This window comes from Erwinia papayae (assembly GCF_058241465.1).
This window is the reverse complement of record NZ_JBZCHT010000013.1, coordinates 1,176,696-1,202,218: the sequence shown is the minus strand read 5'-3', so window position 1 is coordinate 1,202,218 and position 25,523 is coordinate 1,176,696. Positions and strand designations below refer to the sequence as shown.

General features: G+C 48.6%; 41 protein-coding genes and 1 pseudogene. 6 read left to right on the top strand and 36 right to left on the bottom strand.

What is annotated here, in order from left to right; translation table 11 throughout:
• Positions 1-439 precede the first annotated feature (439 nt).
• Positions 440-994 carry a gamma carbonic anhydrase family protein gene (locus AC3RPL_RS21695; protein ID WP_490741502.1) on the top strand — a complete coding sequence of 185 codons (555 nt, stop codon included), beginning with the start codon at positions 440-442 and terminating at the stop codon, positions 992-994.
• On the opposite strand, the gene AC3RPL_RS21690 is transcribed toward AC3RPL_RS21695, so the two are convergent.
• The 6 genes from AC3RPL_RS21690 to dprA are packed head-to-tail and all read right to left on the bottom strand — an operon-like array spanning position 970 to position 4,762.
• A complete protein-coding gene (locus AC3RPL_RS21690) occupies positions 970-1,221 on the bottom strand; it encodes a DUF1488 family protein (protein WP_490741501.1) in 252 nt (83 codons plus the stop codon). The genes AC3RPL_RS21695 and AC3RPL_RS21690 overlap by 25 nt on opposite strands.
• Entirely contained in the window at positions 1,218-2,039 is an 822-nt protein-coding gene (gene aroE / locus AC3RPL_RS21685) for a shikimate dehydrogenase (protein WP_490741500.1), read from the bottom strand. Before aroE ends, AC3RPL_RS21690 begins: the two co-directional genes overlap by 4 nt.
• 5 nt (positions 2,040-2,044) lie before the next feature.
• Positions 2,045-2,617 carry an L-threonylcarbamoyladenylate synthase type 1 TsaC gene (gene tsaC / locus AC3RPL_RS21680; protein ID WP_490741499.1) on the bottom strand — a complete coding sequence of 191 codons (573 nt, stop codon included), beginning with the start codon at positions 2,615-2,617 and terminating at the stop codon, positions 2,045-2,047.
• The gene (locus AC3RPL_RS21675; RefSeq protein WP_490742112.1) at positions 2,607-3,164 is read right to left on the bottom strand and encodes a DNA topoisomerase family protein; all 558 of its coding nucleotides are present in this window, start codon (positions 3,162-3,164) and stop codon (positions 2,607-2,609) included. Before AC3RPL_RS21675 ends, tsaC begins: the two co-directional genes overlap by 11 nt.
• A 28-nt stretch (positions 3,165-3,192) precedes the next feature.
• Entirely contained in the window at positions 3,193-3,666 is a 474-nt protein-coding gene (gene smg, locus AC3RPL_RS21670; protein WP_034933355.1) for a DUF494 family protein Smg, read from the bottom strand.
• Positions 3,638-4,762: a DNA-protecting protein DprA gene (dprA, locus tag AC3RPL_RS21665; protein ID WP_490741498.1), complete on the bottom strand. Its 1,125-nt coding sequence runs from the start codon at positions 4,760-4,762 to the stop codon at positions 3,638-3,640. The genes smg and dprA overlap by 29 nt, the downstream gene beginning before the upstream one ends.
• A 117-nt stretch (positions 4,763-4,879) precedes the next feature.
• On the opposite strand from dprA, the gene def reads away from it, so the two are divergent.
• From def to mscL, 5 genes are all read left to right on the top strand, one after another.
• Positions 4,880-5,389 carry a peptide deformylase gene (gene def, locus AC3RPL_RS21660; RefSeq protein ID WP_034933363.1) on the top strand — a complete coding sequence of 170 codons (510 nt, stop codon included), beginning with the start codon at positions 4,880-4,882 and terminating at the stop codon, positions 5,387-5,389.
• A 24-nt stretch (positions 5,390-5,413) separates the two neighbouring features.
• Complete coding sequence (gene fmt, locus AC3RPL_RS21655) at positions 5,414-6,355, top strand: methionyl-tRNA formyltransferase (protein ID WP_490741497.1); 942 nt, start codon at positions 5,414-5,416, stop codon at positions 6,353-6,355.
• 47 nt (positions 6,356-6,402) lie between these two features.
• Positions 6,403-7,692 carry a 16S rRNA (cytosine(967)-C(5))-methyltransferase RsmB gene (gene rsmB, locus AC3RPL_RS21650; RefSeq protein ID WP_490741496.1) on the top strand — a complete coding sequence of 430 codons (1,290 nt, stop codon included), beginning with the start codon at positions 6,403-6,405 and terminating at the stop codon, positions 7,690-7,692.
• Positions 7,693-7,747: 55 nt separating this feature from the next.
• Positions 7,748-9,124, top strand: a complete 1,377-nt coding sequence (gene trkA / locus AC3RPL_RS21645; protein ID WP_490741495.1) for a Trk system potassium transporter TrkA — start codon at positions 7,748-7,750, stop codon at positions 9,122-9,124.
• A 129-nt stretch (positions 9,125-9,253) separates the two neighbouring features.
• Complete coding sequence (mscL, locus tag AC3RPL_RS21640) at positions 9,254-9,670, top strand: large-conductance mechanosensitive channel protein MscL (protein ID WP_490741494.1); 417 nt, start codon at positions 9,254-9,256, stop codon at positions 9,668-9,670.
• Positions 9,671-9,740: 70 nt separating this feature from the next.
• On the opposite strand, the pseudogene AC3RPL_RS21635 reads toward mscL, so the two are convergent.
• The 30 genes and pseudogenes from AC3RPL_RS21635 to rplD form a co-directional block, all read right to left on the bottom strand.
• Positions 9,741-9,929: pseudogene (locus AC3RPL_RS21635) on the bottom strand (alternative ribosome-rescue factor A); the annotation flags it as partial.
• A gap of 42 nt (positions 9,930-9,971) precedes the next feature.
• On the bottom strand, positions 9,972-10,394 hold the full coding sequence (zntR, locus tag AC3RPL_RS21630; RefSeq protein WP_490741493.1) for a Zn(2+)-responsive transcriptional regulator: 423 nt from the start codon (positions 10,392-10,394) through the stop codon (positions 9,972-9,974).
• Positions 10,394-10,765 carry a DnaJ family domain-containing protein gene (locus AC3RPL_RS21625; RefSeq protein WP_490741492.1) on the bottom strand — a complete coding sequence of 124 codons (372 nt, stop codon included), beginning with the start codon at positions 10,763-10,765 and terminating at the stop codon, positions 10,394-10,396. Before AC3RPL_RS21625 ends, zntR begins: the two co-directional genes overlap by 1 nt.
• 114 nt (positions 10,766-10,879) lie before the next feature.
• A complete protein-coding gene (gene rplQ / locus AC3RPL_RS21620) occupies positions 10,880-11,263 on the bottom strand; it encodes a 50S ribosomal protein L17 (protein ID WP_490741491.1) in 384 nt (127 codons plus the stop codon).
• Between the two features lie 40 nt (positions 11,264-11,303).
• Positions 11,304-12,293 carry a DNA-directed RNA polymerase subunit alpha gene (locus AC3RPL_RS21615; protein ID WP_002919219.1) on the bottom strand — a complete coding sequence of 330 codons (990 nt, stop codon included), beginning with the start codon at positions 12,291-12,293 and terminating at the stop codon, positions 11,304-11,306.
• Between the two features lie 25 nt (positions 12,294-12,318).
• Positions 12,319-12,939, bottom strand: a complete 621-nt coding sequence (gene rpsD / locus AC3RPL_RS21610) for a 30S ribosomal protein S4 (RefSeq protein WP_004160561.1) — start codon at positions 12,937-12,939, stop codon at positions 12,319-12,321.
• 32 nt (positions 12,940-12,971) lie between these two features.
• Positions 12,972-13,361, bottom strand: a complete 390-nt coding sequence (gene rpsK / locus AC3RPL_RS21605) for a 30S ribosomal protein S11 (RefSeq protein ID WP_490741490.1) — start codon at positions 13,359-13,361, stop codon at positions 12,972-12,974.
• 16 nt (positions 13,362-13,377) lie between these two features.
• Positions 13,378-13,734, bottom strand: coding sequence for a 30S ribosomal protein S13 (gene rpsM, locus AC3RPL_RS21600; protein WP_034940898.1), 357 nt, complete (start codon positions 13,732-13,734; stop codon positions 13,378-13,380).
• 136 nt (positions 13,735-13,870) lie between these two features.
• A complete protein-coding gene (rpmJ, locus tag AC3RPL_RS21595) occupies positions 13,871-13,987 on the bottom strand; it encodes a 50S ribosomal protein L36 (RefSeq protein WP_013204118.1) in 117 nt (38 codons plus the stop codon).
• Between the two features lie 31 nt (positions 13,988-14,018).
• Complete coding sequence (gene secY, locus AC3RPL_RS21590) at positions 14,019-15,350, bottom strand: preprotein translocase subunit SecY (RefSeq protein ID WP_124233601.1); 1,332 nt, start codon at positions 15,348-15,350, stop codon at positions 14,019-14,021.
• Between the two features lie 7 nt (positions 15,351-15,357).
• Positions 15,358-15,792 carry a 50S ribosomal protein L15 gene (rplO, locus tag AC3RPL_RS21585; protein WP_490741489.1) on the bottom strand — a complete coding sequence of 145 codons (435 nt, stop codon included), beginning with the start codon at positions 15,790-15,792 and terminating at the stop codon, positions 15,358-15,360.
• 3 nt (positions 15,793-15,795) lie between these two features.
• Positions 15,796-15,975 (bottom strand): 50S ribosomal protein L30, encoded by a 180-nt coding sequence (gene rpmD, locus AC3RPL_RS21580; RefSeq protein WP_490741488.1) that lies wholly within the window; start codon positions 15,973-15,975, stop codon positions 15,796-15,798.
• 5 nt (positions 15,976-15,980) lie between these two features.
• A complete protein-coding gene (gene rpsE, locus AC3RPL_RS21575) occupies positions 15,981-16,481 on the bottom strand; it encodes a 30S ribosomal protein S5 (protein WP_004160571.1) in 501 nt (166 codons plus the stop codon).
• Between the two features lie 14 nt (positions 16,482-16,495).
• Entirely contained in the window at positions 16,496-16,849 is a 354-nt protein-coding gene (rplR, locus tag AC3RPL_RS21570; RefSeq protein WP_034940890.1) for a 50S ribosomal protein L18, read from the bottom strand.
• Positions 16,850-16,858: 9 nt separating this feature from the next.
• Complete coding sequence (gene rplF, locus AC3RPL_RS21565) at positions 16,859-17,392, bottom strand: 50S ribosomal protein L6 (RefSeq protein WP_034940888.1); 534 nt, start codon at positions 17,390-17,392, stop codon at positions 16,859-16,861.
• An 11-nt stretch (positions 17,393-17,403) separates the two neighbouring features.
• A complete protein-coding gene (gene rpsH, locus AC3RPL_RS21560; protein WP_034940885.1) occupies positions 17,404-17,796 on the bottom strand; it encodes a 30S ribosomal protein S8 in 393 nt (130 codons plus the stop codon).
• Positions 17,797-17,827: 31 nt separating this feature from the next.
• Positions 17,828-18,133 carry a 30S ribosomal protein S14 gene (rpsN, locus tag AC3RPL_RS21555; RefSeq protein WP_034940883.1) on the bottom strand — a complete coding sequence of 102 codons (306 nt, stop codon included), beginning with the start codon at positions 18,131-18,133 and terminating at the stop codon, positions 17,828-17,830.
• Positions 18,134-18,146: 13 nt separating this feature from the next.
• Positions 18,147-18,686, bottom strand: a complete 540-nt coding sequence (gene rplE / locus AC3RPL_RS21550) for a 50S ribosomal protein L5 (RefSeq protein ID WP_034940880.1) — start codon at positions 18,684-18,686, stop codon at positions 18,147-18,149.
• Between the two features lie 14 nt (positions 18,687-18,700).
• The gene (rplX, locus tag AC3RPL_RS21545; protein WP_024966583.1) at positions 18,701-19,015 is read right to left on the bottom strand and encodes a 50S ribosomal protein L24; all 315 of its coding nucleotides are present in this window, start codon (positions 19,013-19,015) and stop codon (positions 18,701-18,703) included.
• Positions 19,016-19,025: 10 nt separating this feature from the next.
• Positions 19,026-19,397, bottom strand: a complete 372-nt coding sequence (gene rplN, locus AC3RPL_RS21540; RefSeq protein ID WP_004160583.1) for a 50S ribosomal protein L14 — start codon at positions 19,395-19,397, stop codon at positions 19,026-19,028.
• A gap of 293 nt (positions 19,398-19,690) precedes the next feature.
• On the bottom strand, positions 19,691-21,046 hold the full coding sequence (locus tag AC3RPL_RS21535; protein ID WP_490742111.1) for an 8-oxoguanine deaminase: 1,356 nt from the start codon (positions 21,044-21,046) through the stop codon (positions 19,691-19,693).
• Between the two features lie 509 nt (positions 21,047-21,555).
• The gene (rpsQ, locus tag AC3RPL_RS21530; RefSeq protein ID WP_034940875.1) at positions 21,556-21,810 is read right to left on the bottom strand and encodes a 30S ribosomal protein S17; all 255 of its coding nucleotides are present in this window, start codon (positions 21,808-21,810) and stop codon (positions 21,556-21,558) included.
• Complete coding sequence (gene rpmC, locus AC3RPL_RS21525; protein WP_034940873.1) at positions 21,810-22,001, bottom strand: 50S ribosomal protein L29; 192 nt, start codon at positions 21,999-22,001, stop codon at positions 21,810-21,812. The genes rpsQ and rpmC overlap by 1 nt, the downstream gene beginning before the upstream one ends.
• Positions 22,001-22,411 (bottom strand): 50S ribosomal protein L16, encoded by a 411-nt coding sequence (gene rplP, locus AC3RPL_RS21520; protein WP_002438716.1) that lies wholly within the window; start codon positions 22,409-22,411, stop codon positions 22,001-22,003. The genes rpmC and rplP overlap by 1 nt, the downstream gene beginning before the upstream one ends.
• Positions 22,412-22,423: 12 nt before the next feature.
• On the bottom strand, positions 22,424-23,122 hold the full coding sequence (gene rpsC / locus AC3RPL_RS21515) for a 30S ribosomal protein S3 (RefSeq protein WP_034940870.1): 699 nt from the start codon (positions 23,120-23,122) through the stop codon (positions 22,424-22,426).
• Between the two features lie 17 nt (positions 23,123-23,139).
• Entirely contained in the window at positions 23,140-23,472 is a 333-nt protein-coding gene (gene rplV, locus AC3RPL_RS21510) for a 50S ribosomal protein L22 (protein ID WP_000447532.1), read from the bottom strand.
• Between the two features lie 12 nt (positions 23,473-23,484).
• A complete protein-coding gene (gene rpsS, locus AC3RPL_RS21505; RefSeq protein ID WP_013204132.1) occupies positions 23,485-23,763 on the bottom strand; it encodes a 30S ribosomal protein S19 in 279 nt (92 codons plus the stop codon).
• 16 nt (positions 23,764-23,779) lie between these two features.
• Positions 23,780-24,601: a 50S ribosomal protein L2 gene (gene rplB, locus AC3RPL_RS21500; RefSeq protein WP_034940867.1), complete on the bottom strand. Its 822-nt coding sequence runs from the start codon at positions 24,599-24,601 to the stop codon at positions 23,780-23,782.
• Positions 24,602-24,618: 17 nt separating this feature from the next.
• Entirely contained in the window at positions 24,619-24,921 is a 303-nt protein-coding gene (gene rplW / locus AC3RPL_RS21495; RefSeq protein ID WP_034940865.1) for a 50S ribosomal protein L23, read from the bottom strand.
• Entirely contained in the window at positions 24,918-25,523 is a 606-nt protein-coding gene (rplD, locus tag AC3RPL_RS21490) for a 50S ribosomal protein L4 (protein WP_261644486.1), read from the bottom strand. The genes rplW and rplD overlap by 4 nt, the downstream gene beginning before the upstream one ends.

Genomic DNA, 25,523 nt, shown 5'->3' with positions numbered 1-25,523 from the left:
ACTCTGAGGCTTGATATTTTTTTGCATCCTAAGATGCGGATATCAATCCTGTGAGTGCCCACACAGATTGTCTGATAAATTGTTAAAGAGCGGTGCAACCGGCAGCGCTGCTGCTGTTGCGAGGTGGCGTATATTACGCTCTCCTCCTTCAGAGTCAACTTCTTTTTTAAGAGGTTTTCTCCGGCGGCTCAGCGTTGCTGAACCTCCTGACCCGCCGGCTTCTCAGCCGCTGTTCCGTGTCAGTGGTGGCGCATTATAGGGATCTATTTTAAGAGAACAAGCCTTTTTTCGATCTTTCTTATTCATTGATTGATTTTCATTCATATTGCAGAAATACCAGACGATCTCCACAAAATATCTGCCTGTTTATCAGCAGATATTGATCACCATTCCCATCCGGCACTACGCTTAGGCATTCTTTCTTATAGCTGAGGTAGTTATGACCCGAAATATACGTCGATATAAAGATGCTTACCCACAGCAAGGTCAGAGAGTGATGATTGATGAATCCAGCGTTGTGGTTGGCAATGTATGGTTAGACGATGATGTAAGTATCTGGCCACTGGTTGCTATTCGCGGTGATGTAAATCGGGTAGTTATTGGTAAACGTAGCAATATCCAGGACGGTAGTGTTCTTCACGTTACCCATAAATCGGCAGCTAACCCTGAAGGTAATCCGCTTCTTATTGGTGAAGATGTAACTGTCGGGCATAAAGCCATGCTACATGGTTGTACAATCGGCAACCGTGTTCTGGTCGGAATGGGATCTATTCTGCTGGATGGGGTGATAATTGAGGATGATGTAATGGTTGGTGCCGGGAGCCTGGTTCCTCCTGGTAAGCAACTGAAAAGTGGCTTTCTTTATTTAGGTAGTCCGGTAAAACAGGTACGCCCGCTAACAGAAGAAGAAATCAAAAACCTGCTCCGTTCATCAGACAATTATGTCGGCTGGAAAAATGACTATCTTGCTCAGGAAAGCCAGAACCTTCCCTGATCATCATCATGACCTGCCTTGATCATCGATTCAGCTTCATCCTCCAGATCCCAACGATGCTGACGGAAAAGATCTAATACCGTTCCTTTACTACCAAAACGGTGGATCACTGATTCGCCGCTGATCAAGCAAATGACCTGGAAACCATCTACCAGAGCAGGGAAGCAGATCGCTTTGAGAACATCATCCCACTCCTCCAGATCAGGAAACTGAACAGACTGATTCATGCGCTAAGCTCTGCCTTAAGAATCGCAATTGTCGGGGTGATATCAGGAAGCTGGCCATGCCACAAAAAGAAAGAATGGGCAGCCTGTCCCACCAGCATTCCCAGACCATCCGCCAGTTGGGTGGCACCGTGCTGCCTGCACCAACTGAGAAAGGGTGTCAGACCAGCCAGATAAAACATGTCATAACAGCGTGTTTGCTGATTAATCAATGCAGGAGGCAGCACGGGAACATCTCCGCTCACACCGCTGGATGTCGCATTGATAATTAAATCAAAGCACTTCCCCTCCAGTTGCTCCAGCGCACAGGCATGAATTGCACCAGCTTGCTGAAAAAAATCCGCCAGTTTTTTGGCTTTGTGAGAGGTCCTGTTAGTAATGGTCAGGGAACAGCCAAAAGAGAGTAATGGCAGGATCACACCGCGTGATGCTCCACCCGCCCCGACAAGCAGGATCCGATCGTTCGGCTTGATCAACTTCAGTCTTTGAAGATCGGTTAGCAGGCCAATTCCATCGGTGTTATCCCCAAGCAGGCGACCATCCTCCAGCTTCTTGAGGGTATTTACAGCACCTGCGGCAGATGCACGTGGCGTGAGTTCATCCACCAGCTCATAAGCCTTTTCTTTAAAAGGCAAAGTCACATTGGCGCCACCTCCCTCTCCAGCAAGGAAATCCGTTATTGATTCGGCAAAAGCATCAATCGGAGCACAGATGCGGCCATAAGGATGAATGATTCCCATCTGCTCTGCGAACAACTGATGGATGCGCGGAGACTTACTGTGATTGATCGGATTACCGAACACCGCAAATTTTCGAGTCATTATGGTTATCCCTGACGGATGAGTTTGCCAGTTAAAGCATCACGAATTTCTGACGGATTGATACGTCCTCCTGTTTCTGCCAGCAAAACCGGGAACGTTTCGCCAAACTGCTGGTGAACTTCTGCCGCAGTTCGACATGGAGGTAACGTCGTAAGATTGGCACTGGTTGATACCAGAGGTTTATTCACTGACAGGCAAAGCCGCCTGACCTCAGGATGGTCACTGACTCTGACAGCCAGTGAATCAAAGCTACCGGTTAGCCAGCGAGGTGTCGTTGATCGGGCAGGTACAACCCATGTCACCGGACCAGGCCAACGAGAGAACATACGCGCCTTCTGTTTTTCAGAAAGTAGTTCGTCGTTAAGATAGGGCTGCAATTGCTGGTAATTTGCAGCAATCAGGATGAGTCCTTTTTCAACAGGACGTTGCTTTAACGCCAGCAGAGCCATTACGGCTGTCTCGCTGTCAGGATCGCACCCCAGACCAAACACAGCCTCAGTGGGATAGGCAATAACGTTTCCTTTCCTGAGTTGCGCCACACATAAATCGAAAGAACCTGACAGAAACTCATTCTTCACTGCTATTTCCTGCTATGACTGGCTTTCCACAGGCCTTACTGGCGCAATATCGCCTGGCTCCGTGCGCCGTTTTTTTTTCAATTAAAAGTGGGTAATGACAAAATTCACACTCACCTTCTACAGGGTTGAAATTACAGACAAACTGGCAGTCCGGATACCTGTCACAGGCGTGGAACGTTTTGCCGTAGCGTGAGCGACGCTGAACAAGTTGGCCCTTATGACATTGCGGGCAGGCAATTGTGGTTTCGTCAGGCTTGTCAATCAGCTCAGTATGCTCACATTCAGGGTAGTTGCTACAGGCTATAAACATTCCGTAGCGCCCCTGGCGAAGAACCAGTACCGCCTCGCATTGCGGGCAGTGATGCCCATCCAGAGCCTTAACAATATGACCTTCAACCTGATTTTTTAACGGACGATTAAAGTCACATTCGGGGTAATTTGAACATCCAAGGAAAGCGCCATGTTTCCCCGAGCGAATTACTAATTCTGCCCCACAGTGGGGGCAGGGTTCACCTTTTCGCACAGAAAAAAGCGCTGTTTTATTCATAACCTTCGTACATGCACGAGAAAAATCCTCAGTGCACTGTTCCTTCATTGACGTCGAAAAGTAGCTCTTCCATCTGCTGATAAGCGTTTTCACATCCGGGGATGTTAAATAACACCATCAGCACAACCCATTTAAGATCTTCAAGATCAAACTCAAGGGTATCCAGCGCCATGATACGTTCAATAACCATTTCACGGGTTTCCAGATTTAGTACCTGGATTTGCTCCAGGAACAAAATAAAACCACGGCAATTGGCATCCAGACGCTGACTCTCTTCCTCGGTGTAGATACGCATTGATAATGGATCGGTAGCTAACAAAATCGGGGCGACAAGGCCGTCCTGATAATCAGCCAGCTTTTCCAGCCAGTTCAACGCATTATATATATCTTCACGATGAAAACCGGCATCGGTTAGATCATCAGTTAATTTATTCTGGTCAACCCGCATTTCTGCTTCGTTGTGGATATACGTTTCAAACAAGTACATTAGTACGTCGAACATGGCTTGCCCTCCTCAATCGAACATAGCCGCCGGGTACAGCTGCGATCCACCCTGCTAACTTCAACTCAAGCAGCTTAGCTACGATGGTTGGCACAGGTTGGCCGGCACGTTCAGCGACGACGTCAACAGGTGTAACCTCATCTCCTACGTTAGCCAACACATCAGCAAATGGCAATGGAGTATTGTCCTGCGAAGCAGAATATATTGTTGATTCTTGTGTAACAGATAGCCATTTCAGGTCACTCTGTAATTGTTCGAGGATAGAATTGGGGTGCGCGGTAAGTAAAGCACCCTGCTGGATAAGCCAGTGCGTCCCTTCGCTCCCGGAATTACCAATTGCTCCAGGAACAGCATAGACATCGCGATTCTGCTCTAACGCCAGTCTGGCGGTGATTAGTGAACCGCTTTTTAAGCCCGCCTCAATTACCAGTACCCCCAGGCTAAGACCACTGATTATTCGGTTACGGTGCGGAAAATTTCGGGACAGTGGCGGCGCTGAAAGCGGAAACTCAGAAACTAATGCGCCACCACTGGCGATAATTTCCTGAGCCAGCAAACTATGCTGCCGTGGATAAATATGATGTAAGCCACATCCCATAACTGCCAGCGTTTTTCCTCCAACCTCCAACGCACCGCGATGAGCAACACCATCAATACCCGCCGCCAAACCACTGGTAATCGTGATGCCATTCAGTGCAAGGGCTTGTGCAAAATAGTTCCCCCAGTTACGGCCATAATGAGAACAATTCCGACTCCCAACAATGGCTATCTGCGGTGAAACCAGCAATTCAGGATCCCCCTGCACAAAGAGGAGAGTGGGATAATCGGAGATGGCTTTCAGGCGCTCCGGATAGAAGGGACTGTTAAAAGCCAGCAGATGATTTTTGGGGTATTCAAGCCAGCCAAGCGTCGCCTGAATCGTTGCCTCATCACGTTGTAAGAAACCTTGTATCTGCCCGGCATCCAATCCTGAAAACTTCAGCGCATCCTCTACCTGAATACCTGGCTGCTCAAAGGCATGAATAATATCGGTATACTGCTGCGCTTTTAATCCCCTGACGGCTGACAGGCGCAGCCAAATCTCTGCTGACGTCATTAAACAATCCTTGTGATGACCTTCCCCAACATAGCGGCAATGCTGTCAATCACCGACTGAAATGTCTACAATGGGAAGAATAATTCTCTCATCCCCTGAACACAGATCTGGAAAGTTATGTCAGTTTTGCAGGTATTACATTTTCCCGACGATCGTTTACGCATCGTTGCCAGGCCAGTAAAAGAAGTGAATGGCGAAATTCAGCGTATCGTTGATGATATGTTTGAAACGATGTACGCCGAAGAGGGTATTGGACTGGCGGCAACCCAGGTCGATATTCACCAACGTATTATCGTGATTGACGTTTCTGAAAATCGCGATGAACGACTGGTTTTAATCAATCCGGAAATGCTTGAAAAAAGCGGAGAAACCGGTATTGAAGAAGGTTGCCTCTCTATTCCTGAGCAGCGTGCGCTGGTCCCTCGCTCTGAAAAAGTTAAAATTCGGGCACTGGATCGCGACGGTAACAGCTATCAGCTGGAAGCAGACGGACTGCTGGCTATCTGCATTCAACATGAAATGGATCATCTGGTTGGTAAGCTCTTCATTGATTATCTTTCACCAATGAAGCGCCAGCGAATTCGCCAGAAACTGGAAAAACTTTACCGCCAAAACGCTCGCGACTGATGAGCCTCCAGATAAGGGAATTTCGTGTCCAAGCTGAACATTATCTTCGCCGGTACGCCTGATTTTGCAGCGCGTCATCTCGATGCGCTATTGTCATCTGGTTATAACCTGGTAGGCGTATTTACTCAACCTGACCGCCCGGCTGGCCGTGGCAACAAAGTGACCGCCAGCCCGGTTAAGCAACTGGCAGAGCAGCACAACCTCCCCATTTTCCAGCCTCAATCTTTGCGTCCGGAAGAAAATCAGCAGTTAATTGCCAGTCTCAAAGCCGATGTTATGGTTGTCGTTGCTTACGGACTGATTCTCCCCGCACCAGTACTGACCATGCCAAAACTTGGATGTATTAATGTACATGGTTCACTGCTGCCAAAATGGCGCGGAGCAGCACCCATTCAACGTGCATTATGGGCGGGAGATACTAAAACCGGCGTGACTGTTATGCAGATGGACGTGGGGCTGGATACCGGTGATATGCTGTATAAACTGTCCTGTCCAATTGAAGCCGAAGATACCAGTGCCACTTTGTACAATAAACTGGCTGAACTTGGTCCTGTCGGAATGCTGGCCACACTGGAACAACTCGCTTGCGGAACGGCAAAGCCAGAGGTTCAGGATGAAACCCTGGTTAGCTATGCAGAAAAACTCAGTAAAGAAGAAGCAAAGCTGGACTGGTCACTCTCCGCTATACAGTCAGAACGCTGCATTCGTGCGTTTAACCCCTGGCCTGTTAGCTACTTCACTATCGAAGGTGAGCCGATTAAAGTGTGGAAGGCCTCAGTGATGCCTCATGTTGATGCTCAACCAGGTGAAGTATTGCAAGCAGATAAGCGCGGTATTCAGGTGGCAACGGGTGAGGGTGTCCTGTTACTTGAAGAGTTGCAGCCAGCCGGTAAAAAAGCCATGAAGGCCCAGGATCTACTAAATTCCAGACGTGACTGGTTCATCCCTGGCAATATTCTTGCCTGATATTTTGCCCGTCAGCCTGACGGGCGAATTTTGACTTGCGATTGCTAATGAAAAAAAATTTAAACCTGCGTGCTCTGGCTGCCCAGACTATTGAAAAAGTCGTTGAACAAGGCCAGTCATTAAGTAACGTGCTTCCTGCCTCACAAAAAGCGCTATCTGAAAAAGACTCGGCTTTGTTACAGGAGCTTTGCTATGGCACGCTTCGTACATTGCCACAGCTGGAATGGATCATCGGGCAGTTGATAGCACGGCCGATGACCGGCAAGCAACGCGACATTCACTTTCTGATCATGACGGGACTCTATCAGCTGATCTTCACCCGCATTCCAGCCCATGCCGCACTGGCTGAAACAGTGGAAGGGGCGATTACCCTCAGACGTCCACAGTTAAAAGGCCTGATCAACGGCGTACTACGTCAGTTTCAGCGTAAGCAGGAGGAACTGATGCAGGCGATGAACAGTGGCGATCAGCAGTACCTTCATCCGCAATGGTTGCTGGCTCGACTGAAACGCGCCTGGCCGGAGGAGTGGCAAAAAATTGTTGCTGCCAATAATCAGCGGCCCCCAATGTGGTTGCGTGTGAATCGTCAGCATCACAGCCGCGATAGCTGGCTTGAGATACTGCAAAAAGAAGGGAAAACGGCTGAACCTCACCCCGAACATCCCGATGCCCTCCGGTTGGAAACCCCCTGTGCGGTTTCTCAGCTACCCGGCTTTGATAAAGGTTGGGTGACGGTACAGGATGCATCAGCACAGGGTTGTCTGGCACTCCTCGCACCTCAGGATCATGAGTTTATACTCGATCTGTGCGCTGCTCCAGGCGGGAAAACAACGCATATTCTTGAAGCTGCCCCCCAAGCCAGGGTGATGGCTGTCGATATTGATGCTCAGCGGCTGACACGAATCAACGAAAATCTTCAGCGCCTGCATATGAGCGCAGAGGTAAAACTCGGAGATGGGACTACACCAGAAAAATGGTGTGGTAACGCGCAATTTGATCGCATTTTGCTGGATGCACCCTGTTCAGCCACAGGCGTGATTCGCCGCCATCCCGATATAAAATGGCTGCGTCGCGATCGCGATATAACCGAGCTTGCAGCTCTCCAGCAGCAGATTCTTGATGCTGTCTGGCCGCACCTGAAGTCCGGCGGTGTTTTGCTGTATGCAACCTGCTCAGTCCTACCAGAAGAGAATCATCTGCAAATTGCCGCTTTTTTGAAGCGCCATAGCAACGCCAGGCTTGAGAATATGGGCACCATTGACCAACCGGGTAAGCAGGTATTTCCTGATCCTCTGGGTGGTGATGGTTTTTATTACGCAAAACTGACTAAAAGTTAAATGCCAGGTCGGTCTGACCGACCCCATCTGACCCTTAACAGCAGACTGAAGCCCAATGAAAATAATTATTCTTGGAGCCGGCCAGGTTGGCGGCACGCTCGCTGAAAACCTCGTGGGTGAAAACAACGACATAACTGTAGTCGACACAAATGGCATTCGCCTGCGTCAGCTACAGGATAAATTCGATCTACGTGTCGTTCAGGGACATGGTTCTCACCCCAGAGTACTACGTGAAGCGGGTGCTGAAGACGCTGACATGCTGGTTGCAGTGACCAGTTCAGATGAAACCAATATGGTAGCCTGTCAGGTCGCCTACTCCTTATTCAACACGCCTAATCGTATTGCCCGTATCCGGGCGCCGGATTATATCCGTGATGCGGAAAAACTTTTTATTCCTGAAGCTGTTCCTATTGATCACCTGATCTCACCTGAACAACTGGTGATTGATAATATCTACCGACTTATCGAATATCCCGGTGCGCTACAGGTCGTAAATTTTGCAGAAGGCAAAGTCAGCCTGGCTGTCGTTAAAGCGTATTATGGTGGGCCTCTGGTAGGGAATGCTCTTTCAATCATGCGCGAACATATGCCGCATATTGAAACTCGTGTTGCTGCTATTTTTCGTCAGGATCGCCCTATTCGTCCACAAGGTTCAACCATTGTGGAAGCAGGTGATGAAGTCTTCTTTATTGCCGCCAGTCAACACATCAGGGCAGTAATGAGTGAGTATCAACGCCTTGAGAAACCGTACAAACGCATCATGATTGTTGGTGGTGGTAATATTGGTTCAGGCCTGGCTCAGCGGCTGGAAAAAAATTACAGCGTTAAATTAATCGAACGGGACCAGCAACGCGCCGCTGAGTTGGCTGAAGTTCTGCAAAATACAATTGTATTTTATGGCGATGCTTCCGATCAGGAACTTCTCGCAGAAGAGCATATTGATCAGATCGATCTGTTTATCGCGATTACCAACGATGATGAAGCCAATATTATGTCTGCAATGCTGGCTAAAAAGATGGGTGCCAAAAAAGTCATGATGCTGATCCAGCGTAAAGCTTATGTTGACCTCGTTCAGGGAAGCGTAATCGATATTGCGATTTCGCCACAGCAGGCGACAATTTCTGCACTGCTGGGGCATGTCCGCAAAGCGGATATTGTAGGGGTATCCTCATTACGTCGTGGGGTTGCAGAAGCCATTGAGGCGATTGCGCATGGTGATGAAACGACTTCTCGGGTAGTGGGCAGGCAGATCGAAGATATTAAACTTCCTCCGGGAACCATCATCGGTGCGGTGGTGCGTGGAGATGATGTATTGATAGCCAACAGCAATCTGCGCATTGAACAAGGCGATCACGTAATTATGTTTCTTACTGATAAAAAGTTCGTTCCGGACGTTGAACGCCTTTTTCAACCCAGTCCCTTCTTCCTTTAAATCAGCCTGCGATGGCGTTGAATACGTACCGTTGATAAAAGGACACACTACAGAATTTATTAACAATTGCCATGGCAAAAGTGCTGTCGTTTGTTAGACTTAAAAATTGGCACAGGAAAGGAGATAATAATGAGTTTATTGAAAGAGTTTCGCGATTTTGCAATGCGAGGTAATGTTGTTGATTTGGCAGTCGGTGTCATCATCGGCGCTGCTTTTGGAAAAATTGTATCCTCTCTGGTGGCAAACATAATTATGCCGCCACTGGGATTATTGATAGGTGGTGTCGATTTCAAATCATTCAGTTGGGTCTTAAAACCTGCTGAAGGTGATACTCCTGCCGTAGTAATGCAATACGGTGTATTTATTCAGACTATTTTTGATTTCGTTATTGTCGCATTTGCCATTTTTATGGCGGTTAAATTGATGAACAAACTTTATAAAAGAAAAGAAGTAGAAAAACCGGTACCAAAACCGACCGCAGAAGAGCTGCTGTTGACTGAAATACGTGATTTACTCAAGCAACAGCAAAACAACGGCCAGCTTTGATTTTCCAGATAAGCCGCACATGTGAATAAGCTCTAACATTTATATTAGCGGATGATGCATTTTTATTGAGAAAGCCAGTGGTAAAGGTGTCTTTACCACTGGCCTCCCGGCTGTCCTGCCTGACGTGCTTGTCTTTACGTCGATAACATCCCTTCCCTTTTTTATTCACTTCTACCCGGCCTCTGAACAACGGATCATGCAGTAGTGCCTCCAGCGCATTGTCCCGAATAATACCTTTCTTATGTTGATATATAGCCATGATGGATTCCTTTGAGTGAATGTTACAATGAATGCAAAAAAATTAATCAGTTGGTAATGCAATTTCCCCTTTTTCAAGAGCTTCGAGAATCGAACATGAAACACTACTATGTGCCGTGCCACAACAAGCATCATTCAACATGCTAAGCGTTCGATGCATATGTTGTAATTCTGCAATCCTTCTTTCAACTTCCAGGAGTCGTGCCTGAACGATATTTTTGGATTCCTGGCAGGTATGATGCTCAGGATCTACACGAATTGACAATAGCTCCCGAATAGCTTCAAGACTAAAACCCAGTTGTCTGCCATAGCGGATGAATTTAAGCCGCTGTAGATCGTTTTGGCTGTAAAGACGAAAACCACCCTCAGAGCGAATTTCGTGATCCATCATCTGCTGCTTTTCGTAGTAACGAATAGTATCGGGCGTGACGTCTGCAAGCTTTGCCAACTGGCCTATTTTGTACATTACTCTTCTCCATTAAAACGATGATGAAAACAGGGGGCGTATTCACTTTGTAAAAAATCAGTACTCATACCCGCCTGCTGGAGTTTTATTTTAAGCAGAGTTAAACGTTTAGATAGCAGATCATATTGTTGATCTCGAGGATCCACTTGTGTTAGTAGCTCATTCAGGCTAATTGCTTCCCGGCGCATCTCAAGTTCCGGGGGAAGAAAACCTGAATTTTTCATCAACCGATATGCTGCCCGTAATTCAACAGGCACATGACTATCATCATCGAGCTTAAGCCTTTTACCTTTGCCATCAAGGTTATCAAATTCACCGTTTTTCTGAGCCTCGGTAATAAACTGCTCTGCCAGTTGATCAATCAACCACATAGCAACCTCAGGAAAGTAATGGAAGAAAACAGCATAGCGCGTAGAGGAAAGAAGGGAAAATTCAGACGTAAAAAAACCGGGCAAGCCCGGTTTTTTTAAAGCGCTACAGAATTACTATGCGGCAGCTTCTGCTTGAGCTTCTGGACGATCAACCAGCTCGATGTAAGCCATCGGAGCGTTGTCACCAGCGCGGAAGCCACACTTCAGAATGCGAGTGTAACCACCGGCACGGCTCGCGAAACGCGGGCCCAGCTCGTTAAACAGTTTTGCCACGATCTCGTTATCACGAGTGCGGGCGAATGCCAGACGACGATTAGCTACGCTGTCGGTCTTGGCAAGAGTAATCAGCGGCTCAACTACACGACGCAGCTCTTTTGCTTTTGGCAGGGTCGTCTTGATGATCTCATGACGAACCAAAGAGCCAGCCATGTTGCGGAACATAGCCTGACGATGGCTGCTGTTGCGATTCAGTTGACGACCACTCTTACGATGGCGCATGACCTTATCCTTCTCAGTGAAACCTTAACCTGTGATCGGGTTATTCATCAGCAATGCTAGCGGGCGGCCAGTTTTCCAGGCGCATGCCCAGAGACAGTCCACGAGAAGCCAACACATCTTTAATCTCGGTAAGAGATTTTTTACCAAGGTTAGGCGTTTTAAGTAGCTCAACCTCTGTGCGCTGTACCAGATCACCGATGTAGTGGATAGCTTCTGCCTTAAGGCAGTTAGCAGAGCGGACAGTCAATTCCAGATCGTCAACAGGGCGCAGCAGGATCGGATCGAATTCTGGTTTCTCTTCTTTCACTTCCGGCTGACGTACATCACGTAAATCAACGAAAGCTTCAAGTTGTTCTGCCAGGATGGTTGCCGCACGGCGGATCGCTTCTTCAGGATCGATAGTGCCGTTGGTTTCCATTTCGATGACCAGCTTGTCCAGGTCAGTACGCTGTTCTACACGCGCTGCTTCAACATTGTAGGCAATACGCTCTACAGGGCTGTAGCAGGCGTCGACTAACAGACGACCGATCGGGCGCTCATCTTCTTCCGAATGAATTCGGGCAGAAGCCGGCACATAACCACGACCACGCTGAACTTTGATACGCATGCTGATAGCCGCGTTTTCATCAGTCAGGTGACAGATCACGTGCTGAGGCTTGACGATTTCAACATCACCATCATGGGTGATGTCGGCTGCAGTCACAGGGCCAATGCCAGATTTATTCAGAGTAAGAATAACTTCATCTTTCCCCTGAACTCTTACCGCCAGCCCTTTCAGGTTGAGCAGGATTTCCAGGATATCTTCCTGTACGCCCTCTTTGGTGCTGTACTCATGCAGTACACCATCAATTTCAACCTCGGTCACCGCGCAACCCGGCATTGATGAAAGCAGAATACGGCGCAGTGCGTTACCAAGAGTATGGCCAAAGCCACGCTCTAAAGGCTCAAGGGTCACCTTGGCGTGCGTCGAACTCACTTGCTCGATATCTACCAGGCGCGGTTTTAGAAACTCTGTCACAGAACCCTGCATTGTGTCCTCTCTTTGGTACTAAGCTTTACTTAGAGTAAAGCTCGACGATCAGGTGTTCGTTAATGTCCGCAGACAGATCGGTACGTTCAGGAATACGCTTGAACACACCTTCCATCTTAGTTGCATCAACTTCCAGCCAGGTTGGCTTTTCACGCTGTTCAGCCAGCTCCAGAGCGGCTTTCACGCGAGACTGCTTTTTGGCTTTCTCACGGATGCTAACAACGTCATTCGGAGTTACCTGATAAGAAGCGATGCTAACAACGCGGCCATTTACCATAATAGATTTATGGCTAACCAGCTGACGTGCTTCTGCACGAGTGGCACCAAAGCCCATACGATAGACTACGTTATCCAGACGACCTTCCAGCAGAGCTAACAGGTTTTCACCGGTGTTGCCTTTCAGACGTGCAGCTTCTTTATAATAGTTACGGAACTGACGCTCCAGAACGCCGTAGATACGACGAACTTTTTGCTTTTCACGCAACTGTACACCATAGTCAGACAGACGTGGCTTGCGCGCACCGTGCTGACCAGGAGCTTGTTCAATCTTACACTTGGTATCAATCGCCCGAACGCCAGACTTCAGGAAGAGGTCTGTACCTTCACGACGGCTCAGCTTGAGCTTAGGACCCAAATATCTTGCCATTTTCTTTCTCCAACATTCCTAAAAAACGAGCGTTATACGCGACGTTTTTTCGGCGGACGACAACCGTTGTGAGGGATCGGAGTCACATCAGTAATGTTCGTGATGCGAAAACCAGCAGCATTCAGAGCACGAATCGTAGATTCGCGGCCTGGACCTGGACCCTTAACCATAACTTCCAGATTCTTAATACCGTATTCTTTCACGGCGTCAGCACAGCGCTCAGCAGTAACCTGAGCTGCGAACGGAGTGGACTTACGAGAACCACGGAAACCGGAACCACCGGCTGTTGCCCAACCCAGCGCATTACCCTGACGATCGGTAATAGTTACGATGGTGTTGTTGAAAGATGCATGGACATGAGCCACGCCATCAGAGACTTGCTTTCTTACACGCTTACGTGCACGAACTGGTGCCTTTGCCATTATTCAATCACCCCGATTATTTCTTGATCGGTTTACGCGGACCCTTACGGGTACGTGCGTTGGTCTTGGTACGCTGACCGCGCACTGGAAGACCACGACGATGACGCAAACCACGATAGCAACCAAGGTCCATCAGACGCTTGATGCTCAGGGTGACTTCACGACGCAAATCGCCTTCAACAACAAATTTTGCAACTGCATCACGCAGAAGGTCGATTTGTTCTTCAGACAGCTCACTGATCTTAACATTTTCAGCGATACCCGTTGATGCACAGATAGCCTGTGAACGGGTTTTGCCGATACCGAAAATAGCAGTTAATGCAATTACGGTATGTTTATGATCAGGAATGTTAATGCCTGCTATACGGGCCACTATGCACTCCTATTTAATTACTAATGCGTCCCATGCCGAAAAGCCCGTTTTCAGGATACTCAAATGGAAACGCACAGACATACAAAAGATTGGCTGGCTAATCTAGCCAGCTCAACCCGACTTTGCAAGAAAAATATTAGCCCTGGCGCTGTTTGTGCTTAGGCTCGGCGCTGCAAATAACACGAACGACGCCTTCACGACGAACGATTTTGCAGTTACGACATAATTTCTTGACGGAAGCACGAACTTTCATTTTTACTCTCCGTAACTTCACAAGCGCCTGATTACCGGCCGTAGCCTTTCAGGTTTGCTTTTTTCAATGCAGACTCGTACTGACTGGACATCATCAGAGTTTGCACTTGAGCCATAAAGTCCATGATGACAACGACTACGATCAGCAGTGATGTACCACCAAAGTAGAACGGAACTTTCATCGCATCACGCATGAACTCCGGGATCAGGCAGATAAAGGTTATGTAAAGCGCACCGACCAAAGTCAGGCGGGTCATAACTTTATCAATATACTTCGCCGTCTGTTCTCCCGGACGAATACCTGGTACAAATGCACCAGACTTCTTCAGGTTATCTGCTGTTTCACGCGGATTGAAAACCAATGCCGTATAAAAGAAACAGAAGAAGATGATTGCAGTCGCATAGAGTAACACATAAAGCGGTTGTCCGGGCTGCAAATACATTGAAATAGTTGTCAGCCAGTTCCAGCCCGTTCCGCCCCCAAACCATGATGCAATGGTTGCAGGGAACAGAATGATGCTCGAAGCGAAGATTGCCGGGATGACCCCAGCCATATTCACTTTCAAGGGTAAATGTGTGCTCTGTGCAGCATAGACACGACGGCCTTGCTGACGTTTCGCATAGTTCACCACAATGCGGCGTTGACCACGCTCTACGAAAACAACGAAGAAGGTCACTGCAAATACGAGAACTGCAACCAACAGTAACAGGAGGAAGTGCAGGTCGCCTTGCCGTGCTTGCTCGATGGTATGGCCAATGGCCGGCGGCAAACCCGCAACAATACCCGCGAAGATAATGATTGAGATACCGTTACCGATACCTCGCTCAGTAATCTGTTCACCCAGCCACATCAGAAACATTGTTCCGGTCACCAGGCTTACAACAGCGGTAAAGTAGAAGGCAAAGCCTGGATTTAACACCAGGCCTTGCATTCCAGGCATATTCGGCAAACCGGTAGCAATACCGATTGACTGAAAAATACCCAGCACCAGAGTACCGTAACGGGTGTACTGACTAATCTTACGACGGCCAGCCTCCCCTTCTTTCTTTATTTCTGCCAACGCGGGATGAACCACCGTCAGCAGCTGGATAATAATGGATGCCGAGATGTACGGCATGATTCCCAGGGCAAAGATAGAAGCACGGCTCAGTGCACCACCAGAGAACATATTAAACATTTCAATGATGGTACCACGCTGTTGCTCAAGCAGTTTGGCAAGTACAGTGGCATCGATACCAGGGATTGGAATAAAAGAACCAATGCGGAAAACAATCAGCGCACCAATCACAAACAGAAGTCTGCGTTTCAGTTCGCCAAATCCACCTTTGGCACTTTGAAAATCTAATCCCGGTTGCTTAGCCATCTGCTACTTATTCCTCAATTTTACCGCCAGCAGCTTCGATTGCAGCACGAGCGCCTTTAGTGACACGCAGGCCGCGAATCGTTACCGGCACAGAGACTTCGCCAGAAAGAATAACTTTAGCGAATTCAATCTGAATACCGATAATGTTGGCTGCTTTCAGCGTGTTCAGGTCGACAATACCGCCCTCAACTTTCGCCACGTCAGACAGACGCACTTCTGTGGTGACTGCTGCTTTGCGAGAGGTGAAACCAAACTTCGGCAGACGACGGTACAAAGGCATCTGACCACCTTCGAACCCGCGACGTACGCCACCGCCAGAACGAGAGTTCTGACCTTTGTGACCACGACCACCGGTTTTACCGAGGCCAGAACCAATACCACGACCCAAACGTTTAGGTGCGTGTTTAGACCCTTCGGCCGGAGACAGAGTATTTAAACGCATCTGTTACTCCCCCACTTTAACCATATAGGAAATCGCGTTAACCATACCGCGTACAGCTGGCGTATCTTCACGCTCTACGGTGTGGTTAATACGACGCAGACCCAGGCCAAGCAGCGTTGCCTTGTGTTTTGGCAAACGACCGATGGAACTACGGGTTTGAGTGATTTTAATAGTCTTAGCCATGGTCATTACCCCAGAATGTCTTCAACGGATTTGCCACGTTTAGCAGCGACCATTTCTGGGGAATTCATGTTGGCCAGGCCATCCAGAGTTGCACGAACCACGTTAATTGGGTTTGTGGAACCGTAGGCTTTAGCCAGAACGTTATGAACCCCAGCAACTTCCAGTACGGCGCGCATCGCACCGCCGGCAATGATACCGGTACCTTCGGAAGCTGGCTGCATGAACACACGAGATCCTGTATGAACACCTTTAACAGGGTGCTGCAGGGTACCGTTGTTCAACGCAACATTGATCATATTGCGACGAGCTTTTTCCATCGCTTTCTGGATCGCTGCTGGAACTTCACGCGCTTTACCGTAACCAAAACCGATGCGACCGTTACCATCACCTACCACTGTCAGCGCAGTGAAGGAGAAAATACGACCACCTTTAACGGTTTTCGATACGCGATTTACCGCGATCAGCTTTTCCTGCAGTTCGCCAGCTTGTTTTTCGATGTGTGCCATCTTACACCTCTACCTTAGAACTGTAGGCCAGCTTCACGGGCAGCATCTGCCAGTGCCTGGACACGACCATGATATTGGAAACCAGAGCGATCGAAAGAAACACCAGTGATGCCTTTTTCGATTGCGCGCTGAGCAACTGCTTTACCAACAGCAGCAGCAGCATCTTTGTTTCCGGTGTACTTCAGTTGCTCATTGATTGCTTTCTCTACTGTAGAAGCAGCAACGAGAACTTCGGAACCATTAGGTGCAATTACCTGTGCGTAAATATGACGCGGGGTACGATGTACCACCAGGCGAGTTGCACCCAGCTCCTTGAGCTTGCGGCGTGCGCGGGTCGCACGACGGATACGAGCAGATTTCTTATCCATAGTGTTACCTTACTTCTTCTTAGCCTCTTTGGTACGCACGACTTCGTCGGCGTAACGAACACCCTTGCCTTTATAAGGCTCAGGACGACGGTAGGCGCGTAAATCAGCTGCTACCTGACCAATCAGCTGCTTATCAGCGCCTTTGAGCACGATTTCAGTCTGAGTTGGACATTCAGCAGTAATTCCCGCTGGCAGCGCATGGTCAACAGGGTGAGAGAAGCCAAGAGCCAGACTCACTGAGTTGCCTTTTACTGCTGCACGATAACCTACACCAACCAGCTGCAGCTTCTTAGAGAAGCCTTCGGTAACACCGATAACCATACTGTTCAACAGCGCACGAGTAGTACCAGCCTGCGCCCATCCATCCGGGAAACCTTCGCGAGGAGCGAAAGTCAGGACGTTGTCAGCAAACTTAACTTCCACAGCAGCGTTGATAGTACGAGTCAGCTCGCCGTTTTTACCTTTAATCGTAATAACCTGACCGTTGAGTTTTACCTCTACGCCGGCAGGAATGACGACAGGTGCTTTAGCAACACGAGACATTCTTTCCTCCGTTAAGCTACGTAGCAGATAATTTCGCCACCAAGACCAGCCTGGCGCGCTGCACGATCGGTCATAACACCTTTAGAGGTAGAAATAACAGCAATACCCAGTCCAGCCATAACTTTTGGCAGTTCGTCTTTGCGTTTATAGATACGCAGACCTGGACGGCTTACACGCTGAATGCTTTCTACCACAGCCTTGCCCTGGAAATACTTAAGAGTCAGTTCCAGTTCTGGCTTGATGTCGCCTTCAATTTTAAATTCTTCAATATAACCTTCTTCCTTCAGCACGTTGGCAATTGCCACTTTCAGCTTGGAGGAAGGCATGGTGACCGCAACTTTGTTCGCGGCCTGACCGTTACGGATACGGGTCAGCATATCCGCGATCGGATCTTGCATGCTCATCTGTCTTTACTCCCGTGATTCAATTGGTAATTTACCAGCTAGCCTTTTTCAAGCCAGGCACTTCACCGCGCATGGCGGCTTCACGCAGCTTAATACGGCTCAACCCGAATTTGCCCACATAACCATGTGGACGGCCAGTTTGGCGGCAGCGTTTACGCTGACGGGACGGGCTGGAATCACGCGGCAGAGTTTGCAGCTTGAGAACAGCATTCCAACGTTCTTCGTCGGAAGAGTTCACACCAGAGATGATAGCCTTCAATTCCTCGCGTTTAGCGCGGTATTTTTCAGCCAGTTTTACGCGAACAACTTCGCGTGCTTTCATTGATTGCTTTGCCATCAGTAACCCTGCCTTACTTGCGGAACGGGAAGTCAAAGGCAGTCAGCAGAGCACGGCCTTCATCATCAGATTTCGCAGTAGTGGTAATGGTAATATCCAAACCACGAACGCGATCGACTTTGTCATAGTCGATTTCTGGGAAGATGATCTGCTCACGAACGCCCATGCTGTAATTACCACGACCATCGAATGACTTAGCGGACAAGCCACGGAAGTCACGAATACGAGGAACAGCAATAGAGATCAGACGCTCAAAGAACTCCCACATGCGTTCGCCACGCAGAGTCACTTTACAGCCGATCGGATAGCCCTGACGGATTTTGAAGCCTGCAACTGATTTGCGTGCTTTGGTGATAAACGGCTTTTGACCAGAGATTGCTGCCAGGTCAGCTGCTGCATTATCCAGCAGTTTTTTGTCAGCGATCGCTTCACCAACACCCATGTTCAGGGTGATCTTCTCGACCCGAGGGACTTGCATGACAGAATTGTAGTTAAACTCGGTCATGAGTTTTTTAACTACTTCGTCTTTGTAGTAATCATGCAGTTTCGCCATCGTACTACTCCAAATTACTTGATAGTTTCGCTGTTAGATTTGAAAAAACGGACTTTTTTGCCGTCTTCGAATCTAAAGCCTACACGGTCAGCCTTGCCGGTGGCACTGTTGTAAAGCGCAACGTTGGAAACCTGAATAGCAGCTTCTTTTTCAACGATGCCGCCTGGTTGGTTCAGGGCCGGAACCGGCTTCTGATGTTTCTTAACCAGGTTGATACCTTCAACAATGACCTTGCCAGAAGACAGGACATTTTTAACTTTACCGCGCTTACCTTTATCTTTACCGGTCAGCACGATAACTTCGTCATCGCGACGGATTTTAGCTGCCATTTTTCGCTCCTTAGAGTACTTCTGGTGCCAGAGAGATAATTTTCATGAACTTTTCAGTACGAAGTTCACGAGTTACCGGCCCAAAAATACGCGTTCCGATAGGCTGCTCACTGTTATTGTTTAAAATAACGCATGCATTACCATCGAAGCGAATGACAGAACCGTCCGGGCGACGAACACCCTTCCTGGTGCGCACCACTACCGCTTTCAGCACATCACCTTTTTTAACCTTACCGCGAGGAATTGCTTCCTTGATGGTAATTTTGATGATATCGCCTACGCCTGCGTAGCGACGGTGCGAGCCACCCAGAACCTTGATACACATTACGCGACGTGCACCGGAGTTGTCGGCGACGTTCAGCATAGTCTGTTCTTGGATCATTTTAGTGCTCCGCTAATGTCAACTACTACTTCGGGACCTGATTCAGGTCGTATGAAAGCCCCATTATTGAGGGCGCAGTATTATAACACCGCATCTCGCATATGGGTAGAAAAAATAAACGGCTAATTATTAAACCGACATTTGTCCCTCCGGGAAGAGGGACGCGACATTCTAAGGAATTGTTCATCCTGTAGCAATCGTAATATGCACACTTTTTCAGCCGGGCTCGAGAGCTTACTGTCAACAGTATCCAGGACGAAAATTAAATGACAATTTTGATGAATAACAGTGGGTTAATCGTACAGGGTGGCAGCCAGCTGATTATGTCGTTCAATCAGCACCGGTAAATCGATGCCTGTTAGCTGGCCTTCTCTTACCTTAACTTTGCCATTGATAATGTTGTAAGCCACCTGTCCGGGATTACAGAATACCAGCGCAGCAACCGGATCATGAACGGCGCCAGCCATACCCGGTTTATTTAAATTAAATACGGCAATATCTGCCACCATCCCGACTTCAAGCGCACCCACATCATCACGATTGAGCACTTTAGCGCCTCCCCGTGTCGCTATTTCCAGCGCCTGCCTTGCCGTCATTGCATCAGGGCCAAAGCCTACCCGCTGCAACAGCATCGCCTGGCGGACTTCCGCTATCATATCTGAGGTATCATTTGAAGCTGAGCCATCCACACCTATTGCCACATGCAAACCAGCGTCCAGCATTTTGCGGACCGGGGCAATACCTGAAGCCAGTCGCATATTCGAGCATGGACAATGTGCTACTCCCGTTCCAGTCCGTGAGAATAGTTCGATGCCATAGTCATCAAGTTTTACGCAATGTGCATGCCAGACGTCATGCCCTGTCCAGCCTAAATCTTCAACGTATTGTGCAGGTGTACGGTTAAACTTTTCCCTGCTGTAACGAATATCGTTGTCATTCTCTGCGAGGTGTGTGTGCATTGAAACCTGATAATGACGGGCCAGCGTGGCGGATTCTTTCATCAAATTCTGGCTGACGGAAAATGGTGAACAGGGAGCCACGACCAGACGCAGCATTGAACCGTGGTTCGCATCATGATAACGCTCAATAACACGCTGGGTATCTTCCAGGATGTCACTTTCTTTCTCTACCAGAGAGTCTGGCGGCAAACCTCCCTGTGACTGCCCTAAGCTCATGCTTCCACGACTGGGATGAAAACGCATTCCCATTTCTTTTGCTGCATCAATACTGTCATCAAGACGACACCCTCCGGGGTATAAATAGAGATGATCGCTGGTAGTGGTACAGCCTGAGAGGATCAGCTCGGCCATCGACATCTTAGTCGAAATGCGAATCATCTCCTGGGTCATCTTTTGCCAGATGGGATAAAGGTTGCTGATCCATTTAAATAATTCACCATCCTGAGCCGGGGGAATGACGCGTGTCAGACTCTGATACATGTGATGGTGTGTGTTGATTAAGCCAGGTATGACGATATGTCCCTTAAGATTAATCACCTCATCAGCGGTTTGCGGTAATTCTTCTGTTTTTCCAACGGCCGCAATTTTGTTGTCTCTGATCAGGATACTTCCATTCCTGATTTCCCTTTTTTCGCTGTCCATAGTGACAATCACATCCGCGTTTTTGAGCAACAGGGTGCGGCCAGGCACCAATAAATCTGTTGCTGGAGCAAAGGTCTTAGTAGCAGCGATTAATTGTGATGACGCAGCAAGTAGAAGAACAGATAACAACATCCGGCGAGTACGATCGGGTGTATCTTTAGTCATATAAATCATCCATGTTTAAAACTCGCAGCCAGTGAAAAGCGGCAGTCCTGAAATCCGATGAGAATCTTATTCTTAAGATAAACAGCCAGACGTGATCCGTATCAAACACACTGTGACTAAGACACCTGAGAGCGCAAAAAGCATCAGATAAATTAATGCATTGAGTTTAGAGGGGCTGAAAAATGATATGTAAAACGCGCCGTGAAAGCGGATATCAATTCTATTAAGGACAACATAGTTCCAGTTTTGGAAAATCAGTCTTATCAGTCAGTTCATGTTCGATTATGGTGGAATCAGAGCCTGAAACAGGTCACACGCGCACCACACCGCATTCATCAGGCAATAAAAAGCCCCCGACAGGCGGAGGCTTTTACAGAGAAAAGAACTCTTTATTACAGAATCGCTTTCTCTACAACGCGAACCAGAGTCCAGGACTTCGTTCTGGACAGTGGACGGCATTCACGGATTTCTACCTTGTCGCCAATTCCACATTCATTGTTCTCGTCATGTACGTGCAGTTTGGTCGTACGCTTGATGAACTTCCCGTAAATAGGGTGTTTAACGAAACGTTCGATAGCAACAACAATGGATTTCTCCATTTTGTCGCTGGTCACACGACCTTGCAGAGTACGGATTTTATCGGTCATTACGCACCCGCCTTCTCAGTCAGTAAAGTCTTAACGCGTGCAACATCACGGCGTACCTGCTTCAACAGATGAGTCTGTTGCAGCTGGCCAGATGCTGCCTGCATGCGCAGATTAAACTGCTCACGCAGCAGGTTAAGCAGCTCAGTGTTCAGCTCTTCAACACTTTTTTCACGCAGCTCATTTGCTTTCATTACATCACCGTCTTAGTTACAAAGGTGGTTTTGATAGGCAGTTTTGCTGCTGCCAGCTTGAATGCTTCACGGGCCAGCTCTTCCGGAACACCGTCCATTTCATACAGGACTTTACCTGGCTGGATCAAGGCAACCCAATACTCTACGTTACCTTTACCTTTACCCATACGCACTTCCAGCGGCTTCTCGGTAATTGGTTTGTCCGGGAATACACGGATCCAAATTTTACCTTGACGCTTAACTGCACGGGTCATAGCACGACGTGCTGCTTCGATCTGACGAGCAGTCAGACGACCACGGCCAACAGCTTTCAGACCGAAAGTACCGAAGCTAACATCCGTACCCTGCGCCAGACCACGGTTGCGGCCTTTGTGCACTTTACGGAATTTCGTACGCTTTGGTTGTAACATCAGCGACTCTCCTTACTTACGGCCTTTACGCTGCTGCTTTTTAGGTTGAGCAGCCGGTTCCGGTTGTTCAACAGCAGCCATACCACCCAGGATCTCACCTTTGAAGATCCATACCTTAACGCCGATTACACCATAAGTGGTGTGCGCTTCTGAGGTGTTGTAGTCAATGTCAGCACGCAGAGTGTGCAACGGCACACGGCCTTCGCGATACCATTCGGTACGTGCGATTTCAGCACCACCCAGACGGCCACTAACTTCAACTTTGATCCCTTTAGCGCCCAGACGCATTGCGTTCTGAACAGCACGCTTCATTGCACGACGGAACATCACGCGACGCTCCAGCTGTGAAGTGATGCTGTCAGCAACCAACTTAGAGTCCATTTCCGGTTTACGGACTTCGGCGATATTGATCTGTGCAGGAACACCAGCGATATCCGCTACGCCCTTGCGCAGTTTTTCTACGTCTTCACCTTTTTTACCGATAACGATACCCGGACGAGCGGTGTAAACAGTTACACGGATGCTCTTGGCCGGACGCTCGATAACGATACGAGATACAGACGCTTTAGCCAGTTCCTTCATCAGGTACTGACGAACTTTAAAATCGCTGTCCAGGTTGTCAGCGAATTCTTTGGTATTGGCGAACCAGGTAGAGTTCCAGGGTTTAACAATACCCAGGCGAATACCATTAGGATGTACTTTCTGACCCATTGCTAGTCTCCAGAGTCTCAGCGATCGGACACAACCACAGTAATGTGGCTGGTGCGCTTCAGGATGCGATCTGCACGACCTTTTGCACGCGGCATAATGCGCTTCATGCTTGGGCCTTCGTCGACGAAGATTTTCGTCACTTTCAGATCATCAATGTCAGCGCCATCGTTGTGTTCGGCGTTAGCAATGGCAGATTCCAGAACTTTTTTAACCAGTACAGCCGCTTTCTTATTGGTGTAGGTCAAAATATCCAGAGCCTGCGACACTTTCTTACCGCGTACAAGATCCGCTACCAGTCGAACCTTCTGGGCAGAAGAACGAGCGTGGCGATGTTTAGCGATAGTTTCCATCTCTTCCTCCTGTTAGCGTTTCTTGGCTTTCTTATCAGCTGTGTGACCGCGATAAGTACGAGTCGGTGCAAATTCACCCAATTTGTGTCCGACCATTTCGTCGGAAACAAAGACAGGAACGTGCTGACGACCATTATGGACAGCGATGGTCAAACCGATCATGTTAGGGAAGATCGTTGAACGACGGGACCAGGTGCGCAAAGGCTTCTTGTCTCCGCTTTCCACCGCTTTCTCTACCTTCTTCAGCAAGTGCAGGTCAATAAAAGGACCTTTCTTGAGAGAACGTGGCATGGCTTATCCTCTAAAATTATTTGCTACGGCGACGCACGATAAATTTATCAGTACGCTTGTTGCTACGGGTCTTCTTACCTTTGGTCTGAACGCCCCACGGAGTTACCGGGTGCTTACCAAAGTTACGACCTTCACCACCACCGTGTGGGTGATCGACTGGGTTCATCGCAGTACCGCGAACGGTAGGACGAACACCACGCCAACGAGCAGCACCAGCTTTACCCAGAACGCGCAGCATGTGCTCAGCGTTACCGACTTCGCCCAGTGTCGCGCGGCAGTCAGATTCGACTTTACGCATTTCACCAGAACGCAGACGCAGGGTAACGTAGGAACCTTCACGCGCAACGATCTGCACGTAAGCACCTGCTGAGCGGGCAATCTGACCGCCTTTACCTGGTTTCATTTCTACGTTATGTACGGTAGAACCTACTGGAATGTTACGCATTGGCAGGGTGTTACCTGCTTTAATCGCAGCATCGACACCAGACTGAATCTGGTCACCAGCTTTCAGGCCTTTAGGGGCCAGGATGTAACGGCGCTCGCCGTCTTTGTACAGAACCAGCGCGATATTCGCGGAACGGTTCGGATCGTACTCAAGACGTTCAACGGTTGCCGGGATACCATCTTTGTTGCGTTTGAAGTCAACAATACGGTAAGCCTGCTTATGACCACCACCGATATGACGGGTAGTGATGCGACCATTGTTGTTACGGCCACCGGATTTGCTGTTTTTCTCAACCAGCGGGGCAAAAGGTTTGCCCTTGTGCAACTCTGGGTTCACCACTTTTACTACGTGACGACGACCCGGAGATGTCGGTTTACATTTAACAACTGCCATTGTTCTTCTCCTCCGACTTACTCAGCGCCGCCGACGAAGTCCAGATTCTGGCCTTCTTTCAGGGTGACGTAAGCTTTTTTCCAGTCGTTACGACGACCAATACGCTGCCCATGACGCTTCACTTTCCCTTTAACAACCAGGGTGTTTACGTCTTTTACTTCCACTTCGAAAAGCTTCTGTACAGCGGCTTTGATTTCTGCCTTGGTCGCGTCTTTAGCAACTTTGAGAACGATGGTGTTAGTTTTTTCCATCGCAGCAGACGCTTTTTCAGATACGTGCGGCGCGCGCAGTACTTTCAGCAGACGTTCTTCACGGATCATGCCAGCATCTCCTCAACTTGCTTAACTGCATCAGCAGTCATAACGACTTTGTCGAAGGCGATCAGGCTAACTGGATCGATACCGGCTGCATCACGTACATCAACCTTGTACAGGTTGCGGGCGGCCAGGAACAGATTCTCTTCCAGTTCACCAGTGATAATCAGCACGTCTTCCAGCGCCATGTCTTTCAGTTTCTCTACCAGCAACTTAGTTTTAGGTGCTTCCAGAGAAAACTTCTCGACAACGATCAGACGATCTTGACGTACCAGTTCGGACAGAATGCTTTTCAGCGCGCCGCGGTACATCTTTTTGTTTACTTTTTGACTGTGGTCCTGTGGACGAGCAGCAAAGGTCACACCACCGCTACGCCAGATCGGGCTCTTAACAGAACCTGAACGTGCACGGCCGGTACCTTTCTGGCGCCATGGTTTTTTGCCAGAGCCAGTAACTTCAGCACGCGTTTTCTGAGCACGGGTACCTTGACGGGCACCTGCTGCATAAGCAACAACAACCTGATGTACCAGCGCTTCGTTAAAATCACGACCGAAGGTAGTTTCGGAAACAGTCAGCGCGCTTTGCGCGTCTTTCAATACTAATTCCAT

Excerpts from the sequence above, each read along its gene's own strand:
- rplB (WP_034940867.1), bottom strand. The coding sequence starts at position 24,601 with ATGGCAGTTGTTAAATGTAAACCGACATCTCCGGGTCGTCGTCACGTA.
- rplF (WP_034940888.1), bottom strand. The coding sequence starts at position 17,392 with ATGTCTCGTGTTGCTAAAGCACCTGTCGTCATTCCTGCCGGCGTAGAG.
- trkA (WP_490741495.1), top strand. The coding sequence starts at position 7,748 with ATGAAAATAATTATTCTTGGAGCCGGCCAGGTTGGCGGCACGCTCGCT.
- rplR (WP_034940890.1), bottom strand. The coding sequence starts at position 16,849 with ATGGATAAGAAATCTGCTCGTATCCGTCGTGCGACCCGCGCACGCCGC.
- rplD (WP_261644486.1), bottom strand. The coding sequence starts at position 25,523 with ATGGAATTAGTATTGAAAGACGCGCAAAGCGCGCTGACTGTTTCCGAA.
- rpsE (WP_004160571.1), bottom strand. The coding sequence starts at position 16,481 with ATGGCACACATCGAAAAACAAGCTGGCGAACTGCAGGAAAAGCTGATC.
- smg (WP_034933355.1), bottom strand. The coding sequence starts at position 3,666 with ATGTTCGACGTACTAATGTACTTGTTTGAAACGTATATCCACAACGAA.
- rplX (WP_024966583.1), bottom strand. The coding sequence starts at position 19,015 with ATGGCAGCTAAAATCCGTCGCGATGACGAAGTTATCGTGCTGACCGGT.
- rpmJ (WP_013204118.1), bottom strand. The coding sequence starts at position 13,987 with ATGAAAGTTCGTGCTTCCGTCAAGAAATTATGTCGTAACTGCAAAATC.
- rplV (WP_000447532.1), bottom strand. The coding sequence starts at position 23,472 with ATGGAAACTATCGCTAAACATCGCCACGCTCGTTCTTCTGCCCAGAAG.
- rpsQ (WP_034940875.1), bottom strand. The coding sequence starts at position 21,810 with ATGACCGATAAAATCCGTACTCTGCAAGGTCGTGTGACCAGCGACAAA.
- rpsS (WP_013204132.1), bottom strand. The coding sequence starts at position 23,763 with ATGCCACGTTCTCTCAAGAAAGGTCCTTTTATTGACCTGCACTTGCTG.
- dprA (WP_490741498.1), bottom strand. The coding sequence starts at position 4,762 with ATGACGTCAGCAGAGATTTGGCTGCGCCTGTCAGCCGTCAGGGGATTA.
- rpmC (WP_034940873.1), bottom strand. The coding sequence starts at position 22,001 with ATGAAAGCAAATGAGCTGCGTGAAAAAAGTGTTGAAGAGCTGAACACT.
- rpsK (WP_490741490.1), bottom strand. The coding sequence starts at position 13,361 with ATGGCAAAGGCACCAGTTCGTGCACGTAAGCGTGTAAGAAAGCAAGTC.
- rplE (WP_034940880.1), bottom strand. The coding sequence starts at position 18,686 with ATGGCGAAACTGCATGATTACTACAAAGACGAAGTAGTTAAAAAACTC.
- AC3RPL_RS21615 (WP_002919219.1), bottom strand. The coding sequence starts at position 12,293 with ATGCAGGGTTCTGTGACAGAGTTTCTAAAACCGCGCCTGGTAGATATC.
- aroE (WP_490741500.1), bottom strand. The coding sequence starts at position 2,039 with ATGACTCGAAAATTTGCGGTGTTCGGTAATCCGATCAATCACAGTAAG.
- rplQ (WP_490741491.1), bottom strand. The coding sequence starts at position 11,263 with ATGCGCCATCGTAAGAGTGGTCGTCAACTGAATCGCAACAGCAGCCAT.
- AC3RPL_RS21625 (WP_490741492.1), bottom strand. The coding sequence starts at position 10,765 with ATGTGGTTGATTGATCAACTGGCAGAGCAGTTTATTACCGAGGCTCAG.
- rsmB (WP_490741496.1), top strand. The coding sequence starts at position 6,403 with ATGAAAAAAAATTTAAACCTGCGTGCTCTGGCTGCCCAGACTATTGAA.
- rpsH (WP_034940885.1), bottom strand. The coding sequence starts at position 17,796 with ATGAGCATGCAAGATCCGATCGCGGATATGCTGACCCGTATCCGTAAC.
- mscL (WP_490741494.1), top strand. The coding sequence starts at position 9,254 with ATGAGTTTATTGAAAGAGTTTCGCGATTTTGCAATGCGAGGTAATGTT.
- secY (WP_124233601.1), bottom strand. The coding sequence starts at position 15,350 with ATGGCTAAGCAACCGGGATTAGATTTTCAAAGTGCCAAAGGTGGATTT.
- rpsD (WP_004160561.1), bottom strand. The coding sequence starts at position 12,939 with ATGGCAAGATATTTGGGTCCTAAGCTCAAGCTGAGCCGTCGTGAAGGT.
- rpsN (WP_034940883.1), bottom strand. The coding sequence starts at position 18,133 with ATGGCAAAGCAATCAATGAAAGCACGCGAAGTTGTTCGCGTAAAACTG.
- AC3RPL_RS21695 (WP_490741502.1), top strand. The coding sequence starts at position 440 with ATGACCCGAAATATACGTCGATATAAAGATGCTTACCCACAGCAAGGT.
- rpmD (WP_490741488.1), bottom strand. The coding sequence starts at position 15,975 with ATGGCTAAGACTATTAAAATCACTCAAACCCGTAGTTCCATCGGTCGT.
- rplP (WP_002438716.1), bottom strand. The coding sequence starts at position 22,411 with ATGTTACAACCAAAGCGTACGAAATTCCGTAAAGTGCACAAAGGCCGC.
- rplO (WP_490741489.1), bottom strand. The coding sequence starts at position 15,792 with ATGCGTTTAAATACTCTGTCTCCGGCCGAAGGGTCTAAACACGCACCT.
- zntR (WP_490741493.1), bottom strand. The coding sequence starts at position 10,394 with ATGTACAAAATAGGCCAGTTGGCAAAGCTTGCAGACGTCACGCCCGAT.
- AC3RPL_RS21690 (WP_490741501.1), bottom strand. The coding sequence starts at position 1,221 with ATGAATCAGTCTGTTCAGTTTCCTGATCTGGAGGAGTGGGATGATGTT.
- AC3RPL_RS21675 (WP_490742112.1), bottom strand. The coding sequence starts at position 3,164 with ATGAATAAAACAGCGCTTTTTTCTGTGCGAAAAGGTGAACCCTGCCCC.
- def (WP_034933363.1), top strand. The coding sequence starts at position 4,880 with ATGTCAGTTTTGCAGGTATTACATTTTCCCGACGATCGTTTACGCATC.
- rpsC (WP_034940870.1), bottom strand. The coding sequence starts at position 23,122 with ATGGGTCAGAAAGTACATCCTAATGGTATTCGCCTGGGTATTGTTAAA.
- rplW (WP_034940865.1), bottom strand. The coding sequence starts at position 24,921 with ATGATCCGTGAAGAACGTCTGCTGAAAGTACTGCGCGCGCCGCACGTA.
- rplN (WP_004160583.1), bottom strand. The coding sequence starts at position 19,397 with ATGATCCAAGAACAGACTATGCTGAACGTCGCCGACAACTCCGGTGCA.